27 protein-coding genes, 3 tRNA genes and 1 pseudogene are annotated in these 24339 nt (G+C 46.4%); 17 read left to right on the top strand and 14 right to left on the bottom strand.

What is annotated here, in order from left to right:
* The first annotated feature begins 59 nt into the window (after nt 1–59).
* Both KNO71_RS14365 and KNO71_RS14370 read left to right on the top strand, forming a co-directional pair.
* A tRNA-Val gene (locus KNO71_RS14365) sits at nt 60–132 on the top strand.
* 149 nt (nt 133–281) lie between these two features.
* Nucleotides 282–980, top strand: a complete 699-nt coding sequence (locus tag KNO71_RS14370) for a DUF554 domain-containing protein (RefSeq protein ID WP_214689120.1) — start codon at nt 282–284, stop codon at nt 978–980.
* A 36-nt stretch (nt 981–1016) separates the two neighbouring features.
* Here KNO71_RS14370 and KNO71_RS14375 read toward each other — a convergent pair whose 3' ends face one another.
* Nucleotides 1017–1805 carry a pyrroline-5-carboxylate reductase family protein gene (locus KNO71_RS14375; protein WP_251024998.1) on the bottom strand — a complete coding sequence of 263 codons (789 nt, stop codon included), beginning with the start codon at nt 1803–1805 and terminating at the stop codon, nt 1017–1019.
* Between the two features lie 192 nt (nt 1806–1997).
* Here KNO71_RS14375 and yidD point away from each other — a divergent pair, with 192 nt between their 5' ends.
* Both yidD and KNO71_RS14385 read left to right on the top strand, forming a co-directional pair.
* The gene (gene yidD, locus KNO71_RS14380) at nt 1998–2267 is read left to right on the top strand and encodes a membrane protein insertion efficiency factor YidD (protein ID WP_015880777.1); all 270 of its coding nucleotides are present in this window, start codon (nt 1998–2000) and stop codon (nt 2265–2267) included.
* Nucleotides 2268–2396: 129 nt separating this feature from the next.
* On the top strand, nt 2397–3749 hold the full coding sequence (locus KNO71_RS14385) for an alanine/glycine:cation symporter family protein (protein ID WP_214685527.1): 1353 nt from the start codon (nt 2397–2399) through the stop codon (nt 3747–3749).
* A gap of 17 nt (nt 3750–3766) precedes the next feature.
* Here KNO71_RS14385 and KNO71_RS14390 read toward each other — a convergent pair.
* Nucleotides 3767–4132, bottom strand: a pseudogene (locus KNO71_RS14390) (potassium channel family protein).
* 87 nt (nt 4133–4219) lie between these two features.
* Between KNO71_RS14390 and KNO71_RS14395 the strand changes: the two are divergent.
* Complete coding sequence (locus tag KNO71_RS14395; RefSeq protein WP_214685529.1) at nt 4220–5461, top strand: cytochrome P450; 1242 nt, start codon at nt 4220–4222, stop codon at nt 5459–5461.
* A 38-nt stretch (nt 5462–5499) separates the two neighbouring features.
* Here KNO71_RS14395 and KNO71_RS14400 read toward each other — a convergent pair whose 3' ends face one another.
* Entirely contained in the window at nt 5500–6249 is a 750-nt protein-coding gene (locus KNO71_RS14400) for a sugar nucleotide-binding protein (protein WP_214689122.1), read from the bottom strand.
* Between the two features lie 100 nt (nt 6250–6349).
* Here KNO71_RS14400 and KNO71_RS14405 point away from each other — a divergent pair, with 100 nt between their 5' ends.
* Together KNO71_RS14405 and KNO71_RS14410 are read left to right on the top strand one after the other, a co-directional pair.
* Nucleotides 6350–6925: a GNAT family N-acetyltransferase gene (locus KNO71_RS14405; protein WP_214689124.1), complete on the top strand. Its 576-nt coding sequence runs from the start codon at nt 6350–6352 to the stop codon at nt 6923–6925.
* Nucleotides 6926–6998: 73 nt separating this feature from the next.
* On the top strand, nt 6999–7808 hold the full coding sequence (locus tag KNO71_RS14410) for a DUF368 domain-containing protein (protein WP_214689126.1): 810 nt from the start codon (nt 6999–7001) through the stop codon (nt 7806–7808).
* A gap of 36 nt (nt 7809–7844) precedes the next feature.
* Here KNO71_RS14410 and KNO71_RS14415 read toward each other — a convergent pair whose 3' ends face one another.
* Complete coding sequence (locus KNO71_RS14415; protein WP_074037776.1) at nt 7845–8399, bottom strand: methyltransferase family protein; 555 nt, start codon at nt 8397–8399, stop codon at nt 7845–7847.
* Between the two features lie 168 nt (nt 8400–8567).
* On the opposite strand from KNO71_RS14415, the gene KNO71_RS14420 reads away from it, so the two are divergent.
* The gene (locus KNO71_RS14420) at nt 8568–9614 is read left to right on the top strand and encodes an NAD(P)/FAD-dependent oxidoreductase (protein WP_074037775.1); all 1047 of its coding nucleotides are present in this window, start codon (nt 8568–8570) and stop codon (nt 9612–9614) included.
* Between the two features lie 11 nt (nt 9615–9625).
* On the opposite strand, the gene KNO71_RS14425 is transcribed toward KNO71_RS14420, so the two are convergent.
* Complete coding sequence (locus KNO71_RS14425; RefSeq protein WP_214689128.1) at nt 9626–10039, bottom strand: VOC family protein; 414 nt, start codon at nt 10037–10039, stop codon at nt 9626–9628.
* A 102-nt stretch (nt 10040–10141) separates the two neighbouring features.
* Between KNO71_RS14425 and KNO71_RS14430 the strand changes: the two genes are divergently transcribed.
* Nucleotides 10142–10513 (top strand): hypothetical protein, encoded by a 372-nt coding sequence (locus KNO71_RS14430; RefSeq protein WP_074037773.1) that lies wholly within the window; start codon nt 10142–10144, stop codon nt 10511–10513.
* Nucleotides 10514–10578: 65 nt separating this feature from the next.
* On the opposite strand, the gene KNO71_RS14435 is transcribed toward KNO71_RS14430, so the two are convergent.
* Nucleotides 10579–11451, bottom strand: a complete 873-nt coding sequence (locus KNO71_RS14435) for a hypothetical protein (RefSeq protein ID WP_214685535.1) — start codon at nt 11449–11451, stop codon at nt 10579–10581.
* Nucleotides 11452–11722: 271 nt separating this feature from the next.
* Between KNO71_RS14435 and KNO71_RS14440 the strand changes: the two genes are divergently transcribed.
* On the top strand, nt 11723–11950 hold the full coding sequence (locus KNO71_RS14440; protein ID WP_031421006.1) for a hypothetical protein: 228 nt from the start codon (nt 11723–11725) through the stop codon (nt 11948–11950).
* Between the two features lie 178 nt (nt 11951–12128).
* On the opposite strand, the gene KNO71_RS14445 is transcribed toward KNO71_RS14440, so the two are convergent.
* A complete protein-coding gene (locus KNO71_RS14445) occupies nt 12129–13043 on the bottom strand; it encodes a hypothetical protein (RefSeq protein WP_078146313.1) in 915 nt (304 codons plus the stop codon).
* Between the two features lie 196 nt (nt 13044–13239).
* Here KNO71_RS14445 and KNO71_RS14450 point away from each other — a divergent pair, with 196 nt between their 5' ends.
* The 3 genes from KNO71_RS14450 (at nt 13240) to KNO71_RS14460 (ending at nt 15462) form a co-directional block, all read left to right on the top strand.
* Nucleotides 13240–14436, top strand: coding sequence for an LCP family protein (locus tag KNO71_RS14450; RefSeq protein WP_251030125.1), 1197 nt, complete (start codon nt 13240–13242; stop codon nt 14434–14436).
* A gap of 79 nt (nt 14437–14515) precedes the next feature.
* A complete protein-coding gene (locus KNO71_RS14455) occupies nt 14516–15223 on the top strand; it encodes an SDR family oxidoreductase (protein ID WP_074037770.1) in 708 nt (235 codons plus the stop codon).
* A 20-nt stretch (nt 15224–15243) separates the two neighbouring features.
* Nucleotides 15244–15462 (top strand): PspC domain-containing protein, encoded by a 219-nt coding sequence (locus tag KNO71_RS14460; RefSeq protein ID WP_074037769.1) that lies wholly within the window; start codon nt 15244–15246, stop codon nt 15460–15462.
* 37 nt (nt 15463–15499) lie between these two features.
* On the opposite strand, the gene KNO71_RS14465 is transcribed toward KNO71_RS14460, so the two are convergent.
* Entirely contained in the window at nt 15500–16354 is an 855-nt protein-coding gene (locus tag KNO71_RS14465) for an aldose 1-epimerase family protein (RefSeq protein ID WP_078146315.1), read from the bottom strand.
* 75 nt (nt 16355–16429) lie between these two features.
* Here KNO71_RS14465 and KNO71_RS14470 point away from each other — a divergent pair, with 75 nt between their 5' ends.
* Entirely contained in the window at nt 16430–16996 is a 567-nt protein-coding gene (locus tag KNO71_RS14470) for a TlpA family protein disulfide reductase (RefSeq protein WP_240499783.1), read from the top strand.
* 51 nt (nt 16997–17047) lie between these two features.
* Here KNO71_RS14470 and KNO71_RS14475 read toward each other — a convergent pair whose 3' ends face one another.
* The 4 genes from KNO71_RS14475 to KNO71_RS14490 all read right to left on the bottom strand — a co-directional run bounded on the left by KNO71_RS14475 (nt 17048) and on the right by KNO71_RS14490 (nt 18782).
* Nucleotides 17048–17254: a DUF3006 domain-containing protein gene (locus tag KNO71_RS14475; protein WP_015880796.1), complete on the bottom strand. Its 207-nt coding sequence runs from the start codon at nt 17252–17254 to the stop codon at nt 17048–17050.
* A gap of 408 nt (nt 17255–17662) precedes the next feature.
* A complete protein-coding gene (locus tag KNO71_RS14480) occupies nt 17663–18463 on the bottom strand; it encodes an MBL fold metallo-hydrolase (protein WP_078146317.1) in 801 nt (266 codons plus the stop codon).
* Nucleotides 18464–18619: 156 nt separating this feature from the next.
* Nucleotides 18620–18693 (bottom strand) — tRNA-Gly (locus tag KNO71_RS14485).
* 15 nt (nt 18694–18708) lie between these two features.
* Nucleotides 18709–18782: transfer RNA gene (locus KNO71_RS14490), tRNA-Gly, on the bottom strand.
* Nucleotides 18783–18919: 137 nt separating this feature from the next.
* Between KNO71_RS14490 and KNO71_RS14495 the strand changes: the two genes are divergently transcribed.
* From KNO71_RS14495 to KNO71_RS14505, 3 genes are read left to right on the top strand one after another with little or no spacing between them, the layout of a single operon-like run.
* Nucleotides 18920–19279 (top strand): hypothetical protein, encoded by a 360-nt coding sequence (locus KNO71_RS14495; protein ID WP_031421018.1) that lies wholly within the window; start codon nt 18920–18922, stop codon nt 19277–19279.
* 2 nt (nt 19280–19281) lie between these two features.
* Nucleotides 19282–19836 carry a hypothetical protein gene (locus KNO71_RS14500; protein WP_148209495.1) on the top strand — a complete coding sequence of 185 codons (555 nt, stop codon included), beginning with the start codon at nt 19282–19284 and terminating at the stop codon, nt 19834–19836.
* Complete coding sequence (locus tag KNO71_RS14505; RefSeq protein WP_214689132.1) at nt 19833–20246, top strand: DUF3805 domain-containing protein; 414 nt, start codon at nt 19833–19835, stop codon at nt 20244–20246. Before KNO71_RS14500 ends, KNO71_RS14505 begins: the two co-directional genes overlap by 4 nt.
* A 39-nt stretch (nt 20247–20285) precedes the next feature.
* On the opposite strand, the gene KNO71_RS14510 is transcribed toward KNO71_RS14505, so the two are convergent.
* Nucleotides 20286–23258 carry an SH3 domain-containing protein gene (locus KNO71_RS14510; RefSeq protein ID WP_214689134.1) on the bottom strand — a complete coding sequence of 991 codons (2973 nt, stop codon included), beginning with the start codon at nt 23256–23258 and terminating at the stop codon, nt 20286–20288.
* 171 nt (nt 23259–23429) lie between these two features.
* Nucleotides 23430–24338, bottom strand: coding sequence for an alpha/beta fold hydrolase (locus tag KNO71_RS14515; RefSeq protein WP_078146319.1), 909 nt, complete (start codon nt 24336–24338; stop codon nt 23430–23432).
* Nucleotide 24339 lies beyond the last annotated feature (1 nt).

The following is a 24339-nucleotide window of genomic DNA, read 5'->3' on the forward strand; positions in this document are numbered from 1 at the left end:
GTTGCCAACTCAATAGTTTCTTGATATATTAATAGTGTCCTTAAGAGAGGACACGACCTGATTCTGTAGCTCAGCTGGGAGAGCGCTACCTTGACAGGGTAGAGGTCGCTGGTTCGAGCCCAGTCAGAATCACTTGGGTGCCAAACCCTCGAGAAACCCACCGGAACATGGGTTTCCGCGAAGCCACTTCTTGCGAGAAGTGGCTCTTTTTTTGTATGTTGACATGGCACGAAAGCAATTGGTATATTCCTTTCAATACATAATGAAACGGGGAATGCGACATGGTTCTAACGGGAACCCTCGTCAATGCCGGACTAATTGTCATCGGGGCATTGCTAGGTCTCTTATTTCACCGCATTCCGGAGCGTATGAAAGAGACGGTGACGGCGGCAATCGGGCTTGCGGTCATCTTGCTTGGGATTCAAATGGGGATGAAAAGTGAGAACTTCTTAATCGTCATCGGAAGTCTAGTCGTCGGGTCTGCGCTCGGGGAATGGTGGAAGTTAGATGAATTATTGAATGAAGTCGGTTATCGGCTCGAACGGCGCCTTGGGAGTCAATCGAGTGTAGCGGAAGGATTCGTAACGGCCACGCTCATTTTCGTGATCGGGGCGATGGCCATTATCGGGGCGCTCGATAGCGGGTTACGTGGTGATCATGACGTGTTATACACGAAAGGGTTGATTGATGGTTTTACGGCCCTCGTGTTAAGTTCGACACTTGGGATTGGGGTCATGTTTTCAGCAGTTCCAGTGTTACTGTATCAGGGCGGAATCGCGTTACTCGCCATTCAAATCATGAAGTTCATTCCGGAGTCGCTCATGGACAGCTTTATTTTAGAGATGACCGCGACCGGTGGAGTCATGATTGTGGCGATTGGCTTGAACTTGGTTGGAATCACTAAAATTCGCGTGGCCAATTTATTACCGGGGATTTTAGTGGTGGGTTTGATTGTGTCCATCATACATACAATCAATTGAAAAAATGGATGGAAGCGAGTCGCTTCCATCCATTTTTTATGGTTTCTCGATCGTTTCATGATCTTCTTTGGCACTTTCACGCAAGGCTGAAGCCATCACGTCAGCAAGGTTCCGTTCCTGAAGCACGCCGACGCCTCGGTCTGTCGGTCCGCCTGGAGCGGCCACGTCGGCAATCAGTTCATTCGTCTTCCGTGTTTCATGAGACAACAACTCAGCGGAGCCTTTCATCGCTTGAGCGACAATTTGACGCGCTGTCTGTTCATCGTAACCGACATCCGTTAGGACGGGCGTCATCGCACCCACGATTTCATAGAAGAAGGCCGGGCTGCACCCGGCAGCAGCCATAAAGGCCGACATCGTCTTCGCATCGGTGACGGCCGTTCGTCCGACCCGTTCAAAGAGAGAAGTCGCTTTTGCGCGATCAGCCTCATCAGTTTCTGGACCGAACCATAGACCCGTCATCCCGCTCCGATAGGCGACAGGCGTGTTCGGCATGGCGCATACGGCTGGTAACCCTGAAGCCTCTTCTAACTGGCTCGGTTCGATATGTGCCGCGACCGAGACGAGTAACGGTGTCTTCCATTCTTTCGATTCTACATATGGCATGACGCCATCTGGTTGCATCGCTAATACGACGATGTCATAGTCGTTCACGTTTTCGTCCTCGACGATTTGAACGCCGAGTTCATCTTGTAGGAAGAGTAAACGCTCCCGGTCACTTCGGTTTGTCATTGTGATGTGTGTCGGTTCGATGCCCGAGTCGATCCACCCGCGAACGAGTGCCTCGCTCATCGATCCTGCACCGACCATTAGTAGTTGATTCATCATTCGTCACCTCTTCTTTTCGATTCGGTCAATAGTTATGTTGACTATCATAACAAACATACACTCGAATATCGCCCATCCTGCTCATTTGTAAAGAGATGGAAAACGATTTGACATAGGAATCGACGAACATGACAAACGTTTCAAATCGCGCTATGATGGCACTAATTCAAAAGAGTGAGGCGAAATCGTGTGAAACGTGTACTAGTAAAAGGGATTCAAGGTTATCAGCGTTTTATTTCACCATTAAAGCCGCCAACGTGCCGATTTTATCCGAGCTGTTCGCACTACGGAATCGAAGCAATCGAAAAACATGGGGCTGTCAAAGGCAGTTATTTAACCGCTCGCCGACTCATTCGCTGTCAGCCGTTTCATCCAGGCGGGCTCGATTATGTTCCGGATACATTTGATTGGAAAGCGCCTTTACAACGAGAGAAACCTGAGTCACAGCGAGACGATTGAGTTCGTCTCGCTGTTTTTGTACAGAACAAACAATGAATCAGTTGTTTTAGTACAATACTTTTGCATTGTTCTAAGTATTCTGAAAAAATAGAGGTGTACACTATTTTTCGGGGGAAGGGGATACTTTGTATGGGGCAATCATTTAGTGAATGGGTGAGTACGGTGTCCAACTTTGTATGGGGACCACCGCTCTTGATTTTGCTTGTGGGGACAGGCATTTACTTGACGGTGCGTCTAGGTGGAATTCAAATCACCAAATTACCGTATGCGTTGAAATTGGCGTTTTCGAAAAATCAGGATCAATCCTCTAAAGGGGACATCAGTCACTTCCAGGCGCTCATGACCGCTCTGGCGGCGACTGTCGGTACGGGGAATATCGTCGGGGTGTCGACAGCGGTCGTATTAGGAGGACCGGGAGCCATCGTATGGATGTGGGTGTCCGGTTTCTTTGGGATGGCAACGAAATACGCAGAGGCAGTTCTTGCCGTGAAGTATCGGGTCACTGATGAGCGCGGTCAAATGGCTGGTGGACCGATGTACTATCTAGAACGAGGGTTGAATCAACGATGGTTAGCAGTAGCATTTGCTGCATTCGCATCGATTGCGGCGTTCGGTATTGGAAACGGGGTCCAAACGAACTCGGTCGCGCTTGCGCTCAAAACAACGTTTGACGTACCACTTTACATATCAGGGATTCTCATTATGATTTTTACAGGAGCGGTCATTCTCGGAGGCGTGCGTTCCATCGGGAAAGTGGTCAGTTACTTCGTCCCCGTCATGATTGCCTTCTACTTAGGTAGCGGTCTCATCATCATGGTGATGAATTACTCACTGATTCCGGATGCGTTCGCACTCATCTTTAGCAGTACGTTCAGTGCAGAAGCAATCGGTGGAGGGGCCATCGGAGCTGCCATTCGATACGGGGTGGCACGTGGTGTCTTCTCGAACGAAGCAGGTCTTGGCTCTGCTCCGATCGCAGCAGCGGCAGCGAAAACAGATATGCCGGGTCGTCAGGCGCTCGTCTCGATGACTCAAGTCTTCTTGGACACGCTTGTCGTCTGTTCTGTGACAGGATTGACACTCGTCATGGGTGGTCAAATCGAGACAGGACTTGAAGGGGTCGAATTGACTTCAGCTACATTTGAACTGTTCCTCGGACCAGCCGGCGGTTATATTGTCACAATCGGGCTCGTTTTGTTCGCCTATTCGACCGTGCTCGGTTGGTCGTATTACGGCGAACGCTCCATCCATTACTTGTTCGGACAAAAGTCGATTCTTCCCTATCGGATTGCTTTTGTACTCGTCGCGGGACTCGGTGCCATGACGACAAACTTGAACTTGGTATGGGCGTTATCGGATGTCTTCAACGGCTTAATGGCCATCCCGAACTTGATTGGTCTCTTGTTCTTGTCGGGTGTTGTCATTGCCGAGACGAAGCGTTTCAACCAACAGCTTGAAATTGAAAATCGAAAAGTTTCCTAAACGAAAGGACGCCATCCTTATGAATCAGAGGGTGGCGTCTTTTGTTTTGCTTCTAATTCATCGAGTCGTGCTTTTTGTAAATGATCAAACACTTTTGTGATAAAGCCAACCATGATGCCCACCCCGGTCAATACATATCCGATGGTGAATATTTTCCGATGTCGGTCTGTGGGGCAAAATCACCATATCCAATGGTAGTTAGGGTGATGACACTGAAGTAAAGTGCGTCCAACCAACGCATCTCCTCGAACCGGGTGTAAAAAAAGTGTACAGGAGAGGACGGTAAGGAAGGCAAGACTGAATAAGACTTGGAACTCAGGGTCACGGAGACCACACCAGACTCCGCGTACAATTCGACGCAATGTCAGTAAGAAAGGCAACATGTCGCTCGCTCCTTTCAATATTAGGTTTGTTCTCTAAAAACGGGGGAACATCCTCTATAGTTCGAAAAAAGAGAAAGGGTGAGTTGGATGGGGAAAGTCATACCGAAACAAGAAGGTCTCGACCATAGTGTCGATTTTTTACGGGAAGGATATTTGTTTGTCGCGAATCGACGCAAAAGTTTTCAGTCGAATATCTTTGAGTCGCGCCTGCTCGGGGAGCGCGTGATTTGCCTTGGAGGCGAAGAGGCGGCAGAAGTGTTCTATGATGCAGACAAATTCAGGCGTCAGGATGCTGCTCCGAAACGTCTATTGAAAACCTTGTTTGGAGAAGATGGGGTCCAAACACTAGATGGTGCGGCACATACGCATCGAAAACATATGTTCATGTCATTGATGACAAAAGAAAATATAGATCGATTGCTCCGATTGACATATCGTGAGTGGAACCAGATTGAACGAATGGGAGAGGAAATCGTCTTATACGATATTGCACAAGAAGTGTTGATGAAGGCCGTGTGTGAATGGTCGGGAGTTCCACTTGCGAAAGAAGAAGTGGGGAAGCGCACTGAAGAGATGAGGTTATTATTTGAATCGGGTACGTCTCTTGGTCCGACGTATTTACAAGGTCGGAAGGCACGAAGTTCCGCTGAAGCCTGGATTCGTCAGATGGTAAAAGAAGTGCGGTCGAATCGATTATTGCCGAACGAACATACGGCGCTGTACGAATTTTCGTGGCACCGGGATGAATCCGGAGAGTTATTACCTGAAGACGTCGTGGCGGTCGAAGTATTGAACATTTTACGCCCGACTGTCGCAATCTCGGTGTATGTCCTCTTCACTGTCTTAGCTTTACATCAGTTCCCGGATGTAAAAGAGCAGGTAGAGCGGGGAGAGGTCTCGAAAACAGAATTTGTCCAGGAAGTGAGACGGTTTTATCCATTTTTCCCTGTAGCGGCAGCTCGTGTCAAAACCGATTTTGAATGGGACGGCTATGCATTTTCGGAAGGGACGCTGACGCTTCTTGATTTGTACGGTACGAATCATGACTCCTCTATTTGGACGGAGCCGGATCGATTCGATCCCTCTCGTTTTAAAGATTGGAACGAGAGTCCGTTTAACTTTATTCCGCAAGGTGGGGGAGATGTAGATTTTGGACATCGATGTGCCGGCGAACATGTGACCATTGCAATTCTTGCACAAGTCATTGAGTTGTTTACTAAGGAATACGCCTACACGGTCCCGCCTCAAGACTTAAGCTATAGTTTTGTAGACATGCCGAGTCTGCCGAAAAGTAAATTGCGATTGACTCATCTAACTCGAAATCAATAAAAAAGTCGCCTACTCGATGGGAGTAGGCGACTTTGAATTTACTTCGTTTGCAAATTTAGGTGTTTGGAGATGGGACGAATCGAGACCGATGAATCGATCATTCGATTATCCCGTTTCGGTTCATCGGTACATTCAATCTGCCAGTCGGTGTCATGAAGCTCTTTTAGTCCGACGGCGATGTCGTATAGGGAATAGTTCGCATTTCCGTTTAACTGATAGATGCCCGGTCCACGTTTAGTCAAAATTTCAAATAGCGCGTCTGCCGTGTCTACTAAAAATGAACATGATGGATACCAATGCTCACTCGCTTGGATGACCCCTCGTTGCTTCATCTCGTTCGTAAAATAGTCCATCATATTATTCGATCCGGCCTCATCCCCGATTTGCCATCCGAGACGAACGATTTGAGCACCAGGATTGGCGTTCATAATCGCACGTTCGCACTCACGCTTATACTTTCCATAGTCATCCTCGGCATCTGGTAGCGTATCTGGGGAAATCGGTCCGGTCACTTCATCTGAAAAAATTGAAACCGTGCTCGTGAACAGGAAAGGGATTTTCGCCTCACCACATAAACGAGCGAGCGTCTCGGCCCACTCCACCGCGCCCATACCGATATGTAAAAAGTAGTCCGGTCGGATGCGCTCGATGAATTCTCGCATTTCCTCTTCGTTTGTCGTGGACACTTGCTCGCGATTCCACGCAATCCCTTCAATTCCGTGGCGCTGCAACGTTTCGGCAACAACGGGTGCCACTGTACCGTTCATTCCTGTAAGAATAGCTTTCATTTCGATTCGCCCCTTTCACTCTATATGATGCCACAAAACGAGTGTGGACAAACAACCGATGTGCCGGGCTATGCTAGACTGGATGATGGAGGGATCAATCATGAATATTCGACAAGCAACCAAACAAGATAGTAAACAAATTGCACCACTCATGTATCAAGCGATCCATGAGATTGCGTACACATTGACGGCATCAACGGATACACCTGAGGTATTGGAGCGACTAGCGATGTGGGTAGAGAAACCAAATAACCGCTTAAGTCACGAAAACATCTGGGTGGCGGATTTTGAAGGAGAAGTTGCCGGAATGATCATCTCGTATCGTGGGGATAAGGCAGAAGAATTGGATCGACCGATTCGAGAATGGTTGACGGCGCATGGAAGTGGAGAAGAGGTGGACGTTGAAACGGAAGGTTATGTCCAATACATTGATTCACTGGCTGTCGCAGAGGCGTATGGAGGTCGTGGAATCGGGACGAAGTTAATCGAACACGTTTGTCTCGTTGCGAAAGAACGCGGTGTGCCCGCCGTTACATTGAACGTGGATCAAGAAAATCCTGCGGCACATCGCTTATACACACGTCTCGGCTTCCATAAGGAAAACGAAATCAACATTTCTGGGGCGAGATTTGACTATATGATCAAAGAAATCAATTCGACTCCTTTCTCAGTCTAAAAGCGGATGCGCAAACTTCTTTTCTCGACTATACTAAGTGCTTGAGGAAAGATATACGTAAAGGAGATACATTATGGAGTGGAAGAACATTTGGCGAGGGATGGCCATGGGGACGAGTGATTTAATCCCTGGTGTAAGCGGTGGTACCATTGCAGTCATTTTAGGCATCTACGATCAACTCATCGAAGCGATTAGCGGCGTATTTAGCCGATATTGGAAAAAATATATCGGGTTCTTGATTCCATTGGCAATTGGAATGGGGACAGCCATTATCGCACTGAGTCGAGTTATTGAATACTTATTGCTGGAGTATTATGCACCGACACAATTTTTCTTTATCGGATTGATTTTAGGGATTATTCCACTTCTATTCGTGGAATTTAAATCACGCGCATCGATTCGTCCGGTCCATGTCATTGCCATGGTTGTCGCAACCATCCTTGTCGCGAGTATGGCATTTCTGAATCCGGTTGATTCGTCGATTATGACAGACGTGACGTTCGGGACGGCGCTTCTCTTATTCTTCTCCGGTTGGTTGGGCAGCATGGCGATGTTGCTTCCTGGAATTAGCGGTTCATTCGTCTTGTTGTTAATTGGTGTTTATCCGACCGTCATCAGCGCCATCTCAAACTTCAATCTGTTGATTATCGGGATTGTCGGTGCTGGAGTGGCCGTCGGGTTCGTTGTAAGTAGTAAAGTCATTCGTTACTTATTGGCGAATTTCCCGGGAATGACGTTCTCCGTCATTATCGGATTGGTCATCGGCTCACTCGCCGTCGTGTTTCCGGGTGTACCAGCTTCTGGAGTCATGTGGATACTCAGTATCGTCGCATTCATCGCGGGGGTCATCGTCGTCCGATTACTCAGCAAATATTCTGTCTAAATGAAAAAGGAGTCCAGCGATGAGCCGGATTCCTTTTTAATAGATGAAGGGGAAGAGGCGCTTGCGCGTCTTCGACCAGGATTGGTAAGACTGACCGAAATGGCGAATGAGCATACCTTCCTCGATTCGAATGCGGTACAGTAACGCAAGCGAGGTGAGACCCGCGCCAATCAGTGCGATCCCCCAATGAATAAAGTAGAGCGAGAATCCGAACGTAATCAATAACAACCCTGTGTAAAGAGGGTGGCGTAAGTAACGATACGGTCCCGAGCTGACGAGTTCGTCTTCCGGTCGGACGACGACATGTCGTGTGAATTGATGACGTAAATGTAAAATCCCCCAATAACGTAACGACACGCCGGCTATGTAAAAAGTAAGTCCGATGATTCGTTGAACTGTCGAAGGCTGTGATTCGAAAACAAGCGAAGAGATCATAGACAACACGAAGACGCCAATCATCGTCGTCGCTACAAAGTAAAAGCTCTTCCGCTCGACAGCCCCGTCTGTTGCCTCTTTTCGGTTACGAAATCGCCACGTCTCAACTAGCCAAAAAAATGATACGACGATTAATAGGACATCCATCCAATTCATCACGCACATCCTCCCTTTTGATTCATGTTTCATTACCCGACCTACGCATAAGAAAAACCAAATCCATCAGGACGATATTCGAAAAAAATTGTCAAAGTGACCAAAACAGGTTATCATCTAATGAGAATGATTATCATTTTTACGTATATAGAGAGGAAGGGTGCGACGATGAACGAGGAAGTATTCGACGTGACGATTATCGGTGGGGGACCGGCTGGATTGTATGCCGCTTTTTACAGCGGTTTACGAGGTATGAAGACGAAAATTATCGAATTTCAACCTTTTTTAGGCGGGAAAGTACATGTCTATCCAGAGAAAATGGTTTGGGATGTAGGTGGTCTCCTACCGACGACTGGGGCAAAACTGATCGACCAACTCGTCGAGCAAGGTCTCACCTTCTCTCCGACGGTCCTTCTTGGCGAGAAGGTGGAGTCGATCTCTAAGCGTTCAGACGATTTGTTCGGGATCGACACGACGAACGGTCATCACATTTCCAAAACCGTCATCGTTGCGACAGGAAGCGGGATCCTCAAACCGCATAAGGTTGAAGTGAGCGGGGCGGAGCGGTTCGAATTGTCGAACCTCCATTACACGGTTAAATCACTTGAACGCTTTAAAGGAAAGCGCGTCTTGATATCGGGTGGCGGCAATAGTGCAGTCGATTGGGCGAATGCGCTCGAGCCGATTGCAGAGCAGGTCGTGCTGACGTATCGAAAAGAAGAACTCAGTGGACATGAAGCACAAGTTGAAAAAATTAAACAGGGTCGAGTCGACTGTTGCCCACGATCAAAAGTGACGGATTTGATTTCTCACGATGGGAAATCGATTCAACAAGTTCTTTTGACTCATGTCGAAACAGGAGAGACGAGCGTAATCGAGGTCGATGAAGTGGTCATCAATCACGGATATGAACAAGACGCGGAGTTGCTTCGGAACAGCGAATTGCAGGTCGAGATGAAGGATGGGTTTTATGTGAAAGGGAATTCAGGTAGCGAGTCATCCATACCGGGATTGTACGCTGCCGGTGATATTCTCACGCATGAAGGGAAAGTACATCTCATCGCTGGAGCGTTTCAAGATGCTGCGAATGCGGTGAACCGGGCCAAAACATACATTGACCCGAATGCGAATGCTACCGCAATGGTGTCCTCTCATAATGAACGGTTAAAAGAGAAGAATCGTCAAATCATAGAAGAAACCATGATGAAGCAGTAAGAGGACCACTCTTACTGCTTTTCTCTAGGATAATCACAAAGCTCGGTAATCACACCGCCTGAATGACGCGGGTCCATGTAGATTAAGCGTCTACCTTTCACGGTCGTACGCAGCGTGTCTTCTAAAAAGGTGATGCCATTTTGTTTGTGAGCGGCCATCGCTTCGTCCAAATCGTCGACACGATAGGCGATATGATGAACACCCTTCTCTCGAGCTTTCATGAACCGGGCAATCGGACTCGTCTTACTAGTCGGACGCAACAATTCGATGACATCCTCTCCAATATGAATGACGGCCAATTCGGTCTCGACCCCGATGGCCGTGTTCGTATAGCGGTCCACGAGTTTTCCTCCTAAGACCGTCGTGTAAAATGTGATCGCCTCGTCTAAGTCTCGAACGGCAATCCCAGTATGATCGATATGCATGTACATTCCTCCTTCTGCTTCAGTTTGCCTAAAGTTGAACAAAATGTCACTTCACAACGTTTCAAGCCTATCCGATATAATAGGAGAGGGAGGGACAGCGAAATGAACGGAAAAATCACGATGGGTTTGGTGGGCACTTTCGCCTTTGTATCATTTGTGTTTGGACTCTCGCTTGCGACGTTTGTCGACTATCGCATCAATGAAGAACAGGTTGTCCTTGAACGATTAACGACCCATAAACAGATTGGTCCGACCGAGTTACTGTCTACCGAGGTCGACTTTCATTTAAATGGGTCGAATTATGCGATTCGTTTTAAAGATGAACCAAACATTACGTATTGGTTTAACGTCGTCGATCGCAAAATTAAGTTCGATCGGATTGAATCGCTCGATTTGAGAGATACGGGGCTTCGGACAGAACTGTTTGAAGCGATGCCGCCTCTAGCGATGGAGTCGACTACTGCTGCAGAATAAAAGACGTCGAATGAACAACTTTTTCCTTTGAGAAAAAGTTGGTTTGCTCGACGTCTTTTGATTGTTTAGGAATAAATCGGGGTCGGTGGTGCCTGTAGTATGTACGTATAACGACAAATACTCGAGATTTGGGCGCCGTGACGACGAAGTGTATAACTCAAATCAGGTTGCAAACTTGTTGCTGAAATATGTGCCTCTTCAATGTATCGGAACATGTAGAAAAATTTTTGTTGAAGGAATGAAATAGCTTCCCGCAATAAAGTCTCGTCACAGTCAACGTGCATCTCTTGTATTGAAATATGGTACATATGTAAGCGTACTTTCATGATTCCAATCACTTGTCGGTTCCACTTCACGGAATAGAACAATGTTTGCTGGCGAACTTCTCGTGCGAATTGTTCATCTGTCATCGAAATGGCACCCGGAAGGAGATGACAATGTTCATTTCGAAATGTGAGCCAATCTGCTCTTCTTGAATAGTCCACCAATTCGAGTGTCCAATTGGTATGGGTTGCTTTCTCGCAAGGGATGAATGGTAGATGGTACGTTTTGGTTTGATGAAATACTTGAAACCCTGCTGCTTCATATATTCGATGCTTGTCTTGATTATGAGAATCCTCTTCCTGAAGATAGTACGTAATCGGGTACTTTGTTTCTCGACTTCGTACATAGATCAAACGATGAAGTAGTCCGCGAAAGACGTGACGATCACCATATGTGGCTTGAGAGAGGCGAATGGCATGATCCGTTTCAAGCTGTTCGTCGTTTGCGACGATTGAAGCGAGTGGGGTATCTCGATTGAGTGCGACGTAGACGTGATGATGCGAGGGAAGGGAGAGAAGCAAAGGGGCCTTGCTTAAAGGATATAGCGACTGAATGGAAATACGCTCATGTAAGGGTAATTGCCTGCATTCTACAAAACGTAGCGCTCGTTTCACGAAGAATCCTTCTTTCTTTATCAAATGATAAGTACAAATAAATTGTAAGCGCTATCTTGTATCGTGGGGTGTGGCAGTATGATGAAAACTGACTCGAGAAAAAATCAATTACGTAAGAAAAAGGTTCGAGTAAAATAGAACATATCCGCCCAATACGATGAAATGGATTTCGTTTCATCGTTCATCTGTGAGATTCATCAAATGTCAGCGCAACGAACGGTTGAGACGTGCTATACTTAAACACAATGAAAACACGGAGTAGGAGTATATGATGAAATACATTTATCAACTGATTCTGGTTTCTGTGCTTTGGTTGACGGTAACACCGTCTGCAGCCATGGCCGAGACAGAACCGGTCGTCATTCATGAAAATATCATTGTCGAAGAAGATGTAGAAATTCATGAAGGATTTCAATCGCCGAATGAAATGGTGTATTTGTTCGTATTAATTGTGTTGTTATCTGTCATCGGACTTGGCATGATGAACACGATTGAATAACGTGAAAACGTTCACAAAAATGCAATAAGTGATTTGGTAACGGTTACAATCGTTCCCTTATACTTATATGTGTAGGAAGAAAGTTCTGCACCAACTTTCTGTCCTCCTTTTCAAATGAACACCCCTCGTTCATATCATGTATTGGAGTCAATCGATCCCATCGATTGACTCCCTTTTTTTAAAATCGGATTCGCTTTTCTTTAGCAATTCGTTTTAAGCGCTTCGTCTCACTAGTGTGTCCGTGACTCTCTAAAAAGTCGACATATACCCGAAATGGTTCGGAGCGATGAGAAAAGAATGGGATATATTCAGAGAACAATTTTTGTTCCGCTTCTTTCAAATTCCCTTCAGCGACGAGAAGGCGGAGTTCTAACATTTTAAGCGCTTGATAGTTTTCGAGCGCGGTATCCTCTGTTTGGGACTTCTCTAACATCCGATCGCAAAGTTTTAAGAGACGGGAGTGAAGGAGTTTTCTTGTATTGGCATGACTGTGTTCGATGGGTAGCGTTGAGAGTAAATCAATTCGTGTAGAATCAACATCTTTTGGCACGTAGAGTGCGGTGTATAGGGCGCGGTCAATCCAAACGGTATCAATCGGGGCATCGAGCTGATAGTAGTGAATGAGTTGCTTGAGCATGGTGACTTGTGAAATTTTTAAAAGGCGAAACGGGTCACTCGTAGAGAAGAGCGGTTCTTCGCCAGCTGATGTAGAGAGGAGGTAAAACATTTCTTCATACATCGTACGTGCTTCTGTGTATTCCTCGGCGTAATGTGCTAAATCGCGAATGATTTTTTTAGCATGAATGTACCAATTTTTTTGGTCGCGTTCTGACATGACTTGATTCGGACGAATGTACAAATGTTCGTACGCAGAATCAACAAACCGTTCAGCCAAGGTGATGGTTTGCGAGAGCGAATGTCGCTCTTCAGAATTTTTTTTCTCTTTATAGCGCGTGAATTGGCTGATCATAAAATCAAAATCTTGATCATCAATCACATCTTTAGGAGTATGACGGTACATTTCGACGAGCAAATCGCGTAACGTCGCCTCGCCATACTGCTCTAACAATACGCGTAACTTTCCGATGCGCATCAGCTCTCCTCCTTTCAGTCAAACTTTTCGTAGGCAATCTCGATTTGGGCAGAAACCAATTATTATTCCTTTCCCGCTTTTCATCTGAAACAACCATTCGCTCTCATGCTTAAGACGGATTTTCGTAAGAAACGTTGTCAGATGATGGCTGGTTCGGGATAATAGAGAAAAATTGATAAAGTTGAGGATCATAATGATGAAAGATGAACAACATTTATCGCGTGTCGAACGTAGAAAGCGCGAATTAGAACAACAAGAAATCGAATCGTCTCGTGTGGACCATGGTCAAGCGGACGATCCATCTATACATGCACAATCTGAACAACAGCGTGAACGGGTAACGCGCCAATCAGAACATCCCTTTTTAAATGAACAAACGAAAGAATCTCCAAGGACAAAAAATGGGACGGCAAAGTCAAGTCGGAAACGACTGCCCCGGGTTTCATTATTTTCGAAACGGAAATCATCTCGTCCAACATCCCGACAGACGACGAGACAATCGAAACCATCTACTCCCGCTAAACGAGAAATGGATCATGCGTCTAAACAACCAACGAAACGAAAGCGTAAATGGAAAGGGAAAGCTGTCCTTTTCCTACTTGCGATGCTACTGATTGTTGGATATTTTGCGACTGCTCCATTCACATTCCTCATTATGGGGAGCGATGCGCGGGTAGGGGAATCGTTGTCAGGATCTCGTACAGACTCCCTGCAGTTGATGGAGTTCGTACCACGTTCTGGGACTGTTCAGAACGTATCGATTCCACGTGATACGTATACAGCGATTCCATGTGAACCTGAACGGGAAGGTGACAAAATTACGCATGCGTTCGCGTTCGGCGGCGCAGAGTGTACGATTGGTGCCGTGGAAGGGCTAACCGATGCCTCAGTCGATGGACAAGTCGTCATCACGTTCGAATCGTTCATGGAATTGATTGATTTGATTGGTGGGGTGAATGTCACGGCGACGCATTCGTTTAGCGAGAAAGGGTTCAACCAGACGTATGAGTATACAGAAGGTGTTTCCTATGCAATGGATGGAGACATGGCCTTGGCGTATGCGAGACACCGTAAATCGGATACAGACGGAGCGCGTTCGAATCGTCAAACGGAGGTCATGACAGCTGTCGCTGAAAAGCTGGCAAGCCCTTCAGGTTGGACAAAAATTCCGGCGACGTACCGCTTCATGAAAGAAGAAATGGGACTTGAGATGAACGTCTTGCAAATGGCATCTGTCGGATTGACGATGATTTCGAATCCTGAGGTGAATAAGATGCAAGTCGAGGGTCAAGATGCTTATATCAATAACGTGTATTACTATGAACCGTTAGAAGAGAGCGTGCAGGCGATTCGAGACGCCCTTGATTTATCTGTCTGGGGTACTGTCAGATAATTTTAAGAAAAGGGTTTGATTCTGACTTGAAAGAGGAAATTTAAACAAATGAACTACTCTTTTGAGGAGGGAAATTTGAATGAAAGTTTTAGTCATTGGAGCAACAGGAAAGATCGGGAAACGTGTATTGAAAAGCCTGGCGAAAACCCATCAAGTGACCGCTTTAATTCGTTATCCTGAACTACAAGCAGAGTACGAGAAAATGGGTGCACACGTATTGACGGTTGATGTCGAGACAGAACTCGAGAAGAAAGTACATGAGGCGACAAGTGGACAAGATGCCGTTATTATCGCGGCAACTGCTGGCGCGGATGGTTCGAGCACTGAAATTGAACTGCTTGACCGAAACGTTGCGATGAATGCCATCGATGCCGCTAAGAAAGAACGGGTACGTCATGTTGTCTTACTCAGTGCCTATGGCGCTGATCAACCGAACGCTGCACCGAAAGAACTCTTTAACTTTCTGTCAGCTAACAATGCCGCTGACGAGTATATCGAACATAGCGGTTTGAACTATACGATCATTTGCCCAGTGACCATTGTTGATGAACCGAGTAAAGGTTCAATCGAAGCATCAGAGGACTTGAGTGATGCGGATGGTGCGACGATTTCCGAAACCGATGTCGCGACTGTCATCGCAGCGTCTCTCGACAACCGAGGTCTGTACGGTCGGCGAATCGAAATCAAGTCTGGAAGCACACCGATTAATGAAGCGCTCGACTTTGAAGGGCGTGGAGAGGTTGCGAACGGCGGAAGAACGACATTACGTCGACCACAACGATCATAATGAGTTGAGGAGAAGATGATATGGAACGGAAACTTTATAAAGACCCAAACAATAAAATGATTGCCGGTGTTTGTTCAGGGCTTGGAAACTATCTAGGGGTGGACGTCACCATTATGCGAGTCCTATTCGTGGCGATGGCGCTTCTCGGTGGCCCGGGACTCCTCATTTATATCATTCTGGCACTCATCATGAAAAAGCCGGTGTCAGAATATGAAGCCGAACAAGACGATCGCTTCTAAATCAAAAATCAATCCGACAAGACGTCGGATTGATTTTTTAGTTTTCCATATATAATGTATAACTCGCTTCGAACGTTTCGTTTGGTGGGAGGAGTTGGATCCCTTCTTTGTGTAGGAAATCTTTTCGATGGCCTTTATAATCCGCATGTCCGAACCAAGGTTCCAAACAGACGAACGGAGCGTCTTTCTGCGGCGGAGACCAGATGCCGAAATGCGTGAAAGAGGGACTCTCCATCACGATGGCTGCGCCGGTTGGTTGATGTCGGAGTGCAGCATACTCAATTTTCTCAAAAATGAGTGCATCGTCGTCAAATAACGACCGAGTGAGGGGGATATACTGACGTTCTCCGAGTGGTTGATACGCGCCTGTTAAATAAGGGCCCTCGAGCAAATAGCGATCGAGGGAGCGGATTTCGCCGAAATCGATCACGTAGTCTTCAAATGTCCCGCCCATGAACGGAATATTGAATGCAGGATGACCACCGATGCTAAACGGTAACGTCGTTTCGCCCGGGTTATGGACGCGATACGTCACAATCACTTCTTCGCCCACAAGTTGATAGGACACGGTCAGTGTGAATGGGAATGGATAGTGTTGACGTGATTCCGATGTATCGTTCAATGTGAAGCGGACCGACGTGGCAGTCGAAGATTCGATTTCGAACATCGCGTCCCGAGCGAATCCGTGTTGACTCATCGTATAGGTGTTTCCCTCATATACATATTGATCATCGAGCAATCGACCGACAATCGGGAAGAGGATCGGGGCTTGTCGTCCCCAATAGGTCGGGTCCCCTTGCCATAAGAGTTCAGTTCCGGATACTTTCCAACTCGTCATCTCAGCACCTTGTGCCTTTAAGGTTATCTGTATTTTCTCGTTTTGAAGTTGCACAATCCATACGCTCCTTTACGGGTTTATGATAAGTTAAGTGTAGAAATCTTAAGTAAAACAAACAAGGGGTAAATGATGCGCTTACAAAGAATTGGTATTGGAACGCTGATCCTTCTATTGATTGCTGGCCTCGCATATAAAGGCTACGAGGAATATATGATGACACAAAAGAAAGAAGAAGCGGTTCCGATCGTCCAAAATGAATCGGTATTAGGAGGACTTGAAGTGGGGCAACAAGCCCCGGACTTCACTTTGAATACGTTAGATGAGGAGAATTTGACCCTTTCTGAGTTCCAAGGACAGCCGGTCGTCATTAACTTCTGGGCCTCTTGGTGTCCGCCGTGCCGGGATGAGTTTCCTGAACTCGTATCGTTTGAAGAAGCGACAGGCATCCCAGTACTTGGTGTGAACGTCACCAAAAATGAGCGACGAGGAAAAGAGGACGTGGAGGCATTCCTAGATGAGTATCCCGTTGATTTTCCGATTTTGCTAGATGAAGAGGCCGCTGTCGAGCAACAATATCGAGTTGTCGCATTACCGACGACGTACGTTCTAGATGCAAAAGGGATCATCATGGCGAAAAAAACGGGTCCGGTAGACGAGGCGTGGCTTCAGCAACAAATCGACGACATCTCAGAATGATTCAATCGAAAAAAAGCTGAACGAACTGCCCGGTTAGAGAGGGCAGACCGTTCAGCTTTTATAGTGTTGCTTGATCAATGCGTCAAAGTTAGGGGTCATATCTTCTTCAAGATAGTAATGATGGTTGTCTCGAATGATTGTATCACCAACACGTGCTTCGGATGGTAGGAATCGTCTAGGGATGAAACTTGAGCCGTTGTTCCATCTCAACACGGCATATTTTCCCTCGATTCGTACCAATGTACCGTACTTAATCATACCTCTTCCTCCTCGACGAGCAGCTTCTGTCTCTCTTTATCCTTACATCATGTATTCCCAAATTCCACAAAAGCTACACATCTTTACACGTGTCTGTCTAATCACTATAGGGACGTTGTATCAAAAAACGATAGAGGTTAAATGCGGGAAATGTGAAGAAAGTTTGAAGAAAACGCTTTCTTTTTTTGAAATGGTCTTTTATAATGAAACCACGGGGTGATTATGACGAAACTGTGAACAATGGGGGGATGGTCATGTTTTCTTCTGCAATGATTGGGTTACTCGCTCTGACGGGAGTAACGATCTATGGGGTTGACCGTATGTTCACGGTCCGCTCAGAACGCGTCACAAAGAAATAGGTCTACATAGGGGGAAATCGCAACGTCTTGGGGAGACGTTGCGATTTTTTTATATATCTTGTTGTCGAGACCGGCGATCGGTCTCTTTTTGTTCCACCATCTTTCGATTCCGTTCATGAACACGGTCAAAAAAGGCGTGCTTTGGCCATGCAGGAGACCAGTGGCGTTCTTCAGGGAGTGCCAAGATATACTCTTCCGCCGCACTCAATCGCTCAATCATGTGACTTCGGTTGTCGCACAAGTCACCGTGACCTGGTACGAACCAACGAATCTCATGTTCGTAGATGAGTGATTGTATGGTTTGTAGCGTATCAAGATAGGCGGTTGGGTCGTGTTCGATAAACGGTGGCTCGACATTAGACCCATAATCTCCACAAACGAGAAGATTCATGGATTCGATGAGAACCGACATATGTGTCGCGTCATGGCCCGGTGTAGAGAGGAAGGTCACGGGCACTGAACCGATTAAAAGCGTTTGATCGGGTTGGATGACCAGGTCGATGTCCGGTTTTTGAATCGGGTGATCAATATAATATTGTTCATAAAACTTGCGAATCTCATTTAATTGGTCAGATGAGTCGGCATCGACGAAAGCCTGTGAGGCAATCGTGGTGGCATCTGCAAAGCCGTAAGCTCCGATGATGTGGTCAAAATGATGATGTGTGAAGATGACATAAAGCGGCCGATTCCGACGGTGTAATTCGATGTCACGACGGATTGTCGCAATTTCTTCCGGGAGCCAGGTCGGGTCAATCAACAAAAGGGCATCTGGTGTATCGATGAGGGTCGATGTCGTTCGCATCAACGCGCTTTCGTATACGGTAAAAGATTGCAGCTTCGCTTGAATCAATGTAGTTCCTCCTTGTCTGTATGGATTCAATCACTCTTTTCCCCAAAACAATAGACGGAACAACAAAAAAGCAGAAAGTCGTGTGACTTTCTGCTTTTGCAAGGTCTCAACCGTGCAGTGTATGTGTGCGAGATCCTCTCGCGTATATGTCGATATTGGAGCGGGTGAAGAGAATCGAACTCTCGTCATCAGCTTGGAAGGCTGAGGTTTTACCATTAAACTACACCCGCATCAAAGAAAAAATATGGAGCGGGTGAAGGGAATCGAACCCTCGTCATCAGCTTGGAAGGCTGAGGTTTTACCATTAAACTACACCCGCGAAACGTATTAACTCTTAACGTTACTTTGATATAATAGCATATACGATGGAATTTGCAAACCCTTTTTTAAAAAACTTTTTAGGTTGCAGAATCCTATTCACAACGCAGATAATAGAAAAAAGGGGAGAAATGAAATATGAGTGAGCGAAAATCATATTTACGACTGATGGGTGAAGGGTTTCGAATGTTGAAACAATCGAAACAAACGAACACGACGGTGTCTCTCCGAAGTTGGACGTTTTCGATCCATCATGAACAAGAATGGCAGGTTGTGTTACGAACGAATCGAATCAAGTGGGTCGGATTACCAAGTATGACGTTTGAGATTCATCCGGATATGATTCAAATAGGAGATCTTCGAGTCACCCGTCACGCACAATCGAACGAAGTACGTTTGACAATCGATGAAGAATGGGGATTGGAAAATAAGGTTGTTTGTGACAACCTAGAATGGGAAACGTTCGTCGATGCGCTCAAACAAGTGAAGGGGGAGTAAGCGTGAGTGGAGAGAGGTTGTATCGGATGGAAGCCGAGGCTCGAGGGAGTGCTTGGCGTGCCCGGGTTCTAACAGGAATTCAACGATTTCGATTTTATAAAGGGGAATTGCTTGCACCGACAAACCGACCGTATGTCGTGCTGAGCATCTCGCAAGATGAAGGAGCCCTGCCAGATTTAATTGAGACCGATATGGGTATCCTCTTGATCCATGAGCGGGTGGGACCTATCTTTATGAATGTCTGTCCGTATGACGTTCAGCTCGTTCGTGTCGAGCTTCATACGAGTACCGGGAAAACCGATCGTTACTGTGCGCTGAACGTCCTCCGTCGCTTTGAAATCGAATACCTTGAACATTCGAACGAATATCGTCCGCTGAGTGCGGATCGACTCTATTTCCTATCCAATCAAACTGTCCGCATGAACTTATTTGGACATATGATCGCCCAAGACGTAAATAGCCAACGTCTATACGTGACCGAACGCTTGAAGTACGCGCTTCAAGCTAAAATGGTCACAGGGCTGGCATTCAAGCAAGTAAAGGAGAAAACAGCATGAAAGAGTACGAAATTGATGGGTGGTTCCGCCTGACGTATCCGGAACATTATGAATACAGCGAAGAGGAAGACTATGTGAGTTTTTACTCGACAGAAGCGGATGCGCAAGGGACGCTTCAAATCTCAATCTATGAATCAGAAGATTCGCAAGAACCAAAACAATCCGCTATGAGCGAATTGAATACGTTCTTAGGCGAATTCCCGATTGATGTGAAGATTGCTCCAAGTGTCACGACTGAAACGAGTGATATGACAACGGCCTACGCAAGTGGGATTGAAGATGGGATGCATTTAGATGTATGGTCCTTGACCGACGGGAAACGGCTTTTATTCTTAACTTATGTAGCCGATCAAGTGACCGATGAAAAGATGGAAATCGAGTCCATTATCGATTCGATTAAGTGGACATAAAAGGAGACACGACGCCAACGAGGCGCGTGTCTCCTTTTGTTACTGATATTTTGGTACATCGAAGTTGAGTGTGTAAGCATCAAGTGATTGATAGATATTATAGATGCTTGTCGTTTGTTTTGCGGCCCATCCGATATCCGTTGCATATTGGTGCGTTCCTGGTGAAGAAGGATTGAAGCGCATCTTATACAGCGTATTTTGTTTATATGTCGGGTGATTGATATAGCTAGCCCCAATCCAGTAAGCTCCTCCGATAATCGCTTCTTTAGGAGAGAACCACTTTTGTTGGAAGGCGTATTTGGCGCCGTTTCCAAGAGGGTTGCTATCTGTTGCTTGAATACCGTACATATTATAGACGGTTGCGGCAACAGGACGTTCCGGATAAATCCGATTCCCACTCGAGTTGATTAATGCATTCCCATCTTTATCGACAGGAACTCCTTTTGCGAGAAGGGATGTACCATGTCCAGTTTCAAGGATGGCATGCGAGAGAAGATACACTTCGTTCACGCCATACATACTAGCCGCATCAACGAATGCCTGACCTTGTCCGCTGAGCGTTCCTTTTGATGTGAGGACCTTGTTCAATGTTGTCGCAGTTGTCCCGGCGCTCTTCGATAAATCTAAGAATTGATAGAATGATCGAGAGTTTGCATCAATCTGGCTAGGATCGACGTATGGGAGAAGATCATCAACTGATGCACGACGCCAAGTGTTATCAAAGACTCGGATATTGTGTCCGGCCGGTCGTTTATACGAAATCGTATAGTATGTGCCGGATTGACCTGTAATCGTAACGGTTTCACCAGTATTGATTTGACCGTACGCATGAGATGTTAAAATTGGACGGCTCAAAATGTTGGCGGTTCCGACGACTGAACTTGGTGTCACGTAACCGGTCATCGTGCCGTATTTTACTTTATACCAAACGGTTGACCCCGAAGTATAACGGTCAACGTATTGAATTGACGCACCATATGGAATGGTGACGAGCGAGGACGAGCTTGAAGAGGCTGTCATCTTCAAAGCGGTTCCTAACCCTGAGACAACAGTCATCTCAGATTTCACAATCTTTCCTGTCGATCCGTTGACACTTACCCAAGCACGAGGTAGGTAGGCTTCATCGTATCGATGTGCATCCGTTTGGGCGAATTGAGCCACTTGACGGTCTGCCATCTGACGAACTGTCATCGGATAACTCGTATACGAAACTTTTTTCGTGATGCCTGTCGCAGGTGGGGTCGTTGTGACAGGTACGACGTAATCGGTATGAATATAGTTGCCGCTATACGTCCCGCTCGTAAGAAGTGCCCATTTCGAACCGACAATCGGTTTGATGTTGACAATCGTTCCCGTACTTAACGTTCCGACTTTATTAGTCGTCGATGATGAATCAGGCGTAGAACGAACGTTGAGGGGCTCGTTCCCGTCTACATAGATGCGAACTTGGCGTTCTTCTTCATATTGTTCGTCTGACGGTGCTGTTTTCGAGAAGTAGTCCGCCGTCGCATAACCTGTGATCGGACCGTATTCGATTTTAAAGAATCGCTCCGTGAGACCAGGCTCCGACACTTGCTGAACTTTCGTACCGAACGGAATGATTGCAATCTTCACTTTTTCTGCATCCGAGCGGTTGTACAAAACGACGTCACGCGTTGTGTAATAATCTGTTTTCACCACGACCTCTGGATCTTTCAATGAGAAGTGACTAGAACCCGCATATCCTGTTTTTCCGTCATAACGAATCTTGAACCAAGAGCTAGAAAGCCCGCTTTGCGAAAGTTGTTCTACTTTTGCACCGAATGGAATCGTCGCAACCTTTGTCGCTCCGGCTGCAGACGAACTATACATCGCAACATTTCGAATCGCAAAGTATGGTGTGATCGTCACTTCTTCAGGTGCCTTCGTTGAAAAATGGCGAGCGGCAGCGAAACCGGTGACTCCATCATATTCAATTTTGAACCAAGAGTCCGATAAGTTGGCATCCGATACTTGGACGACTTTTGTCCCTTCTTGAATCGTGCGAAGACGAGCCGCTCCAGAAGCGGATGACTCATATAACACGAGGTCTCGAACGGCATAATAGGTTGTCTTGACGACGGCTTCAGGTTTTGATGTCGAGAAGTTACGCGCGGCCGCATAGCCGACCGTGTCCCCGTATTGCACCTTATACCAAGATGAACTCAATCCGTTCACGTATACACGCTTCACTTCTGCTCCGAGTGGGATTGTTGCAATTTTTGATGCACCAGTTCCTGAACCGTTGTAGAGCGCGACATTCTTCACTGCGTAATATGTCGTGACCGCTTCTGGAGCAAGCGGAGTCGGTGTAAAGTTACGTGCCGGTGCATAACCGACGAGGGAACCGTATTCGATTTTGTACCAAGATCCCGTCGTTCCTAAAGATTCTAAGTATGTGACTTTCGCACCTTCTGGAATCGTAGCGATTTTCGATGCGCCAGTACCTGTCTTGTCATATAGAACGGCTGTCGTAGACGCGTAAAATGTAGGGCTAGTTTCGGTAAAGTATCGTGCCGCCACATATCCTGTATATGTACCAAATTGTACTTTATACCAAGATCCTGTAGCACCATGTGTTGAGACATGCGTTACGAGTGATCCTTTTGGAATGACCGTTTCGATGGAAGCAGACGTTGACATCGAAGAACGAAGATTAACGTTCATTTCAGCTACATATAATGAAGCAGATGAAGTAGACGCCGTTGTCATAGATGAGCCGATCGTCAAATACGTAGAAGAAACGTATCGTTTTTGACCTTCGAAGTTGATTTGTGCCCATTCATCGTTGACGGCGTATACGTCTACCGTCGTTCCTTCTGTTAACTTGCCAACGATTGAAGACGATGTCGATGATTCAGACCGTACATTTAAAATGGGTGTATTGACTGTTCCTTCGGATGTTGCTGCGTATGATTGGAGAGGCGCAAGGGTGCTCAGAATCGTACCTGAGACGATGGTGGCAACCCCCAATCGTGAGAGTGTCGATTTCAATATGTTACCCCTTTCGGATGAAAAAACGTGATTAAAAGTGATTGCGGTCTAAGTATAACGTACTTAAAAATTGGAAAGAAGAAGCAGAATTTCAAAAAAGGTAAATGCTTAAAATATTTTTTCTAAAATCAGGTAAATGAAAAATCCCCTTATAAAAGGGGATTGAGTAAATTAATGGATTCTATTTTGCTTCATCCAAGTAAGAATATCTGACCACACTTGTTCACGGTGCGCTTCGCGAAGAATTTCATGTCGGGCATTGTCGTATGTGACGACTGCGAGTTCGACATCCGCATTTCGATACTTCTTAATGATTCCGTTCAATCCTTCACCATCATGCGTGACAGGATCGTCCACTCCGGCAACGAACAGAACTGGAAGGGACTTCGGATGTTCATGAATCCGTGCAGCCGTGGTGACATCTAAGGAAGCACGTGTCACTTCATGTAAAAAACCGAGGGAAGGCAGACCGCCACAGTTTGGGTCGGCGAGATAGGAGTCGACTTCGTCTGGAACACTTGAGAGCCAGTCACTATCCGTTCGAGCAGGTAAAAACTTAAGGTTGTAACGTCCGAACAAGAGGCGTTCAAAGAAATGTGATTGATGGGTGGCACCTTTCCGTTTCATGACGGTAGCGATTAAACGATGTCCCACTTCACCTGCGACCCCAGGATGTGGGGGCGGGGCGACGACAATCAATCCAGCCAAGGCATGCCCCATGATTTGACCGAGTCGACGAGCAAGCAGGGAACCGAAACTGTGACCTAACACATAAGTAGGGCGCCCATCCTCGTAACGGTCGATTAGATATCGAGCATCCTCGACAAGTTGCTGAAAGCCATCGCCAGGAGCAAGGTGTCCATAAGACTGTTGATCATGAGCGCTTGTACCTGCACCACGCAAGTCACACACAAATACGTCATAGCCATTATCTGCCATAAACTGTGCAAACTCAATATATCTTTCGTGATGTTCGAGCATCCCATGAAACATGAATATTTTTCCAATCGATTGCTCTGCCTGAACGTGCATGACTTCTGTTTGATACCCGTCAGGATACGTCAACTGTGATACGATCATG

This window comes from Exiguobacterium sp. s163, assembly GCF_018617135.1.
GTDB lineage: Bacteria > Bacillota > Bacilli > Exiguobacteriales > Exiguobacteriaceae > Exiguobacterium > Exiguobacterium profundum.

Bases quoted from the DNA above. Each gene is read 5' to 3' on its own strand.
- KNO71_RS14450 (WP_251030125.1), top strand. From the start codon at position 13,240: ATGAAAGATGAACAACATTTATCGCGTGTCGAACGTAGAAAGCGCGAA.
- KNO71_RS14460 (WP_074037769.1), top strand. From the start codon at position 15,244: ATGGAACGGAAACTTTATAAAGACCCAAACAATAAAATGATTGCCGGT.
- KNO71_RS14430 (WP_074037773.1), top strand. From the start codon at position 10,142: ATGAACGGAAAAATCACGATGGGTTTGGTGGGCACTTTCGCCTTTGTA.
- KNO71_RS14445 (WP_078146313.1), bottom strand. From the start codon at position 13,043: ATGCGCATCGGAAAGTTACGCGTATTGTTAGAGCAGTATGGCGAGGCG.
- KNO71_RS14470 (WP_240499783.1), top strand. From the start codon at position 16,430: ATGCGCTTACAAAGAATTGGTATTGGAACGCTGATCCTTCTATTGATT.
- KNO71_RS14385 (WP_214685527.1), top strand. From the start codon at position 2,397: ATGGGGCAATCATTTAGTGAATGGGTGAGTACGGTGTCCAACTTTGTA.
- KNO71_RS14395 (WP_214685529.1), top strand. From the start codon at position 4,220: ATGGGGAAAGTCATACCGAAACAAGAAGGTCTCGACCATAGTGTCGAT.
- KNO71_RS14455 (WP_074037770.1), top strand. From the start codon at position 14,516: ATGAAAGTTTTAGTCATTGGAGCAACAGGAAAGATCGGGAAACGTGTA.
- KNO71_RS14505 (WP_214689132.1), top strand. From the start codon at position 19,833: ATGAAAGAGTACGAAATTGATGGGTGGTTCCGCCTGACGTATCCGGAA.
- KNO71_RS14475 (WP_015880796.1), bottom strand. From the start codon at position 17,254: ATGATTAAGTACGGTACATTGGTACGAATCGAGGGAAAATATGCCGTG.
- KNO71_RS14410 (WP_214689126.1), top strand. From the start codon at position 6,999: ATGGAGTGGAAGAACATTTGGCGAGGGATGGCCATGGGGACGAGTGAT.
- KNO71_RS14375 (WP_251024998.1), bottom strand. From the start codon at position 1,805: ATGAATCAACTACTAATGGTCGGTGCAGGATCGATGAGCGAGGCACTC.
- KNO71_RS14495 (WP_031421018.1), top strand. From the start codon at position 18,920: ATGAGTGAGCGAAAATCATATTTACGACTGATGGGTGAAGGGTTTCGA.
- KNO71_RS14420 (WP_074037775.1), top strand. From the start codon at position 8,568: ATGAACGAGGAAGTATTCGACGTGACGATTATCGGTGGGGGACCGGCT.
- KNO71_RS14405 (WP_214689124.1), top strand. From the start codon at position 6,350: ATGAATATTCGACAAGCAACCAAACAAGATAGTAAACAAATTGCACCA.
- KNO71_RS14425 (WP_214689128.1), bottom strand. From the start codon at position 10,039: ATGCATATCGATCATACTGGGATTGCCGTTCGAGACTTAGACGAGGCG.
- KNO71_RS14415 (WP_074037776.1), bottom strand. From the start codon at position 8,399: ATGAATTGGATGGATGTCCTATTAATCGTCGTATCATTTTTTTGGCTA.
- KNO71_RS14400 (WP_214689122.1), bottom strand. From the start codon at position 6,249: ATGAAAGCTATTCTTACAGGAATGAACGGTACAGTGGCACCCGTTGTT.
- KNO71_RS14515 (WP_078146319.1), bottom strand. From the start codon at position 24,338: ATGATCGTATCACAGTTGACGTATCCTGACGGGTATCAAACAGAAGTC.
- KNO71_RS14370 (WP_214689120.1), top strand. From the start codon at position 282: ATGGTTCTAACGGGAACCCTCGTCAATGCCGGACTAATTGTCATCGGG.
- KNO71_RS14440 (WP_031421006.1), top strand. From the start codon at position 11,723: ATGAAATACATTTATCAACTGATTCTGGTTTCTGTGCTTTGGTTGACG.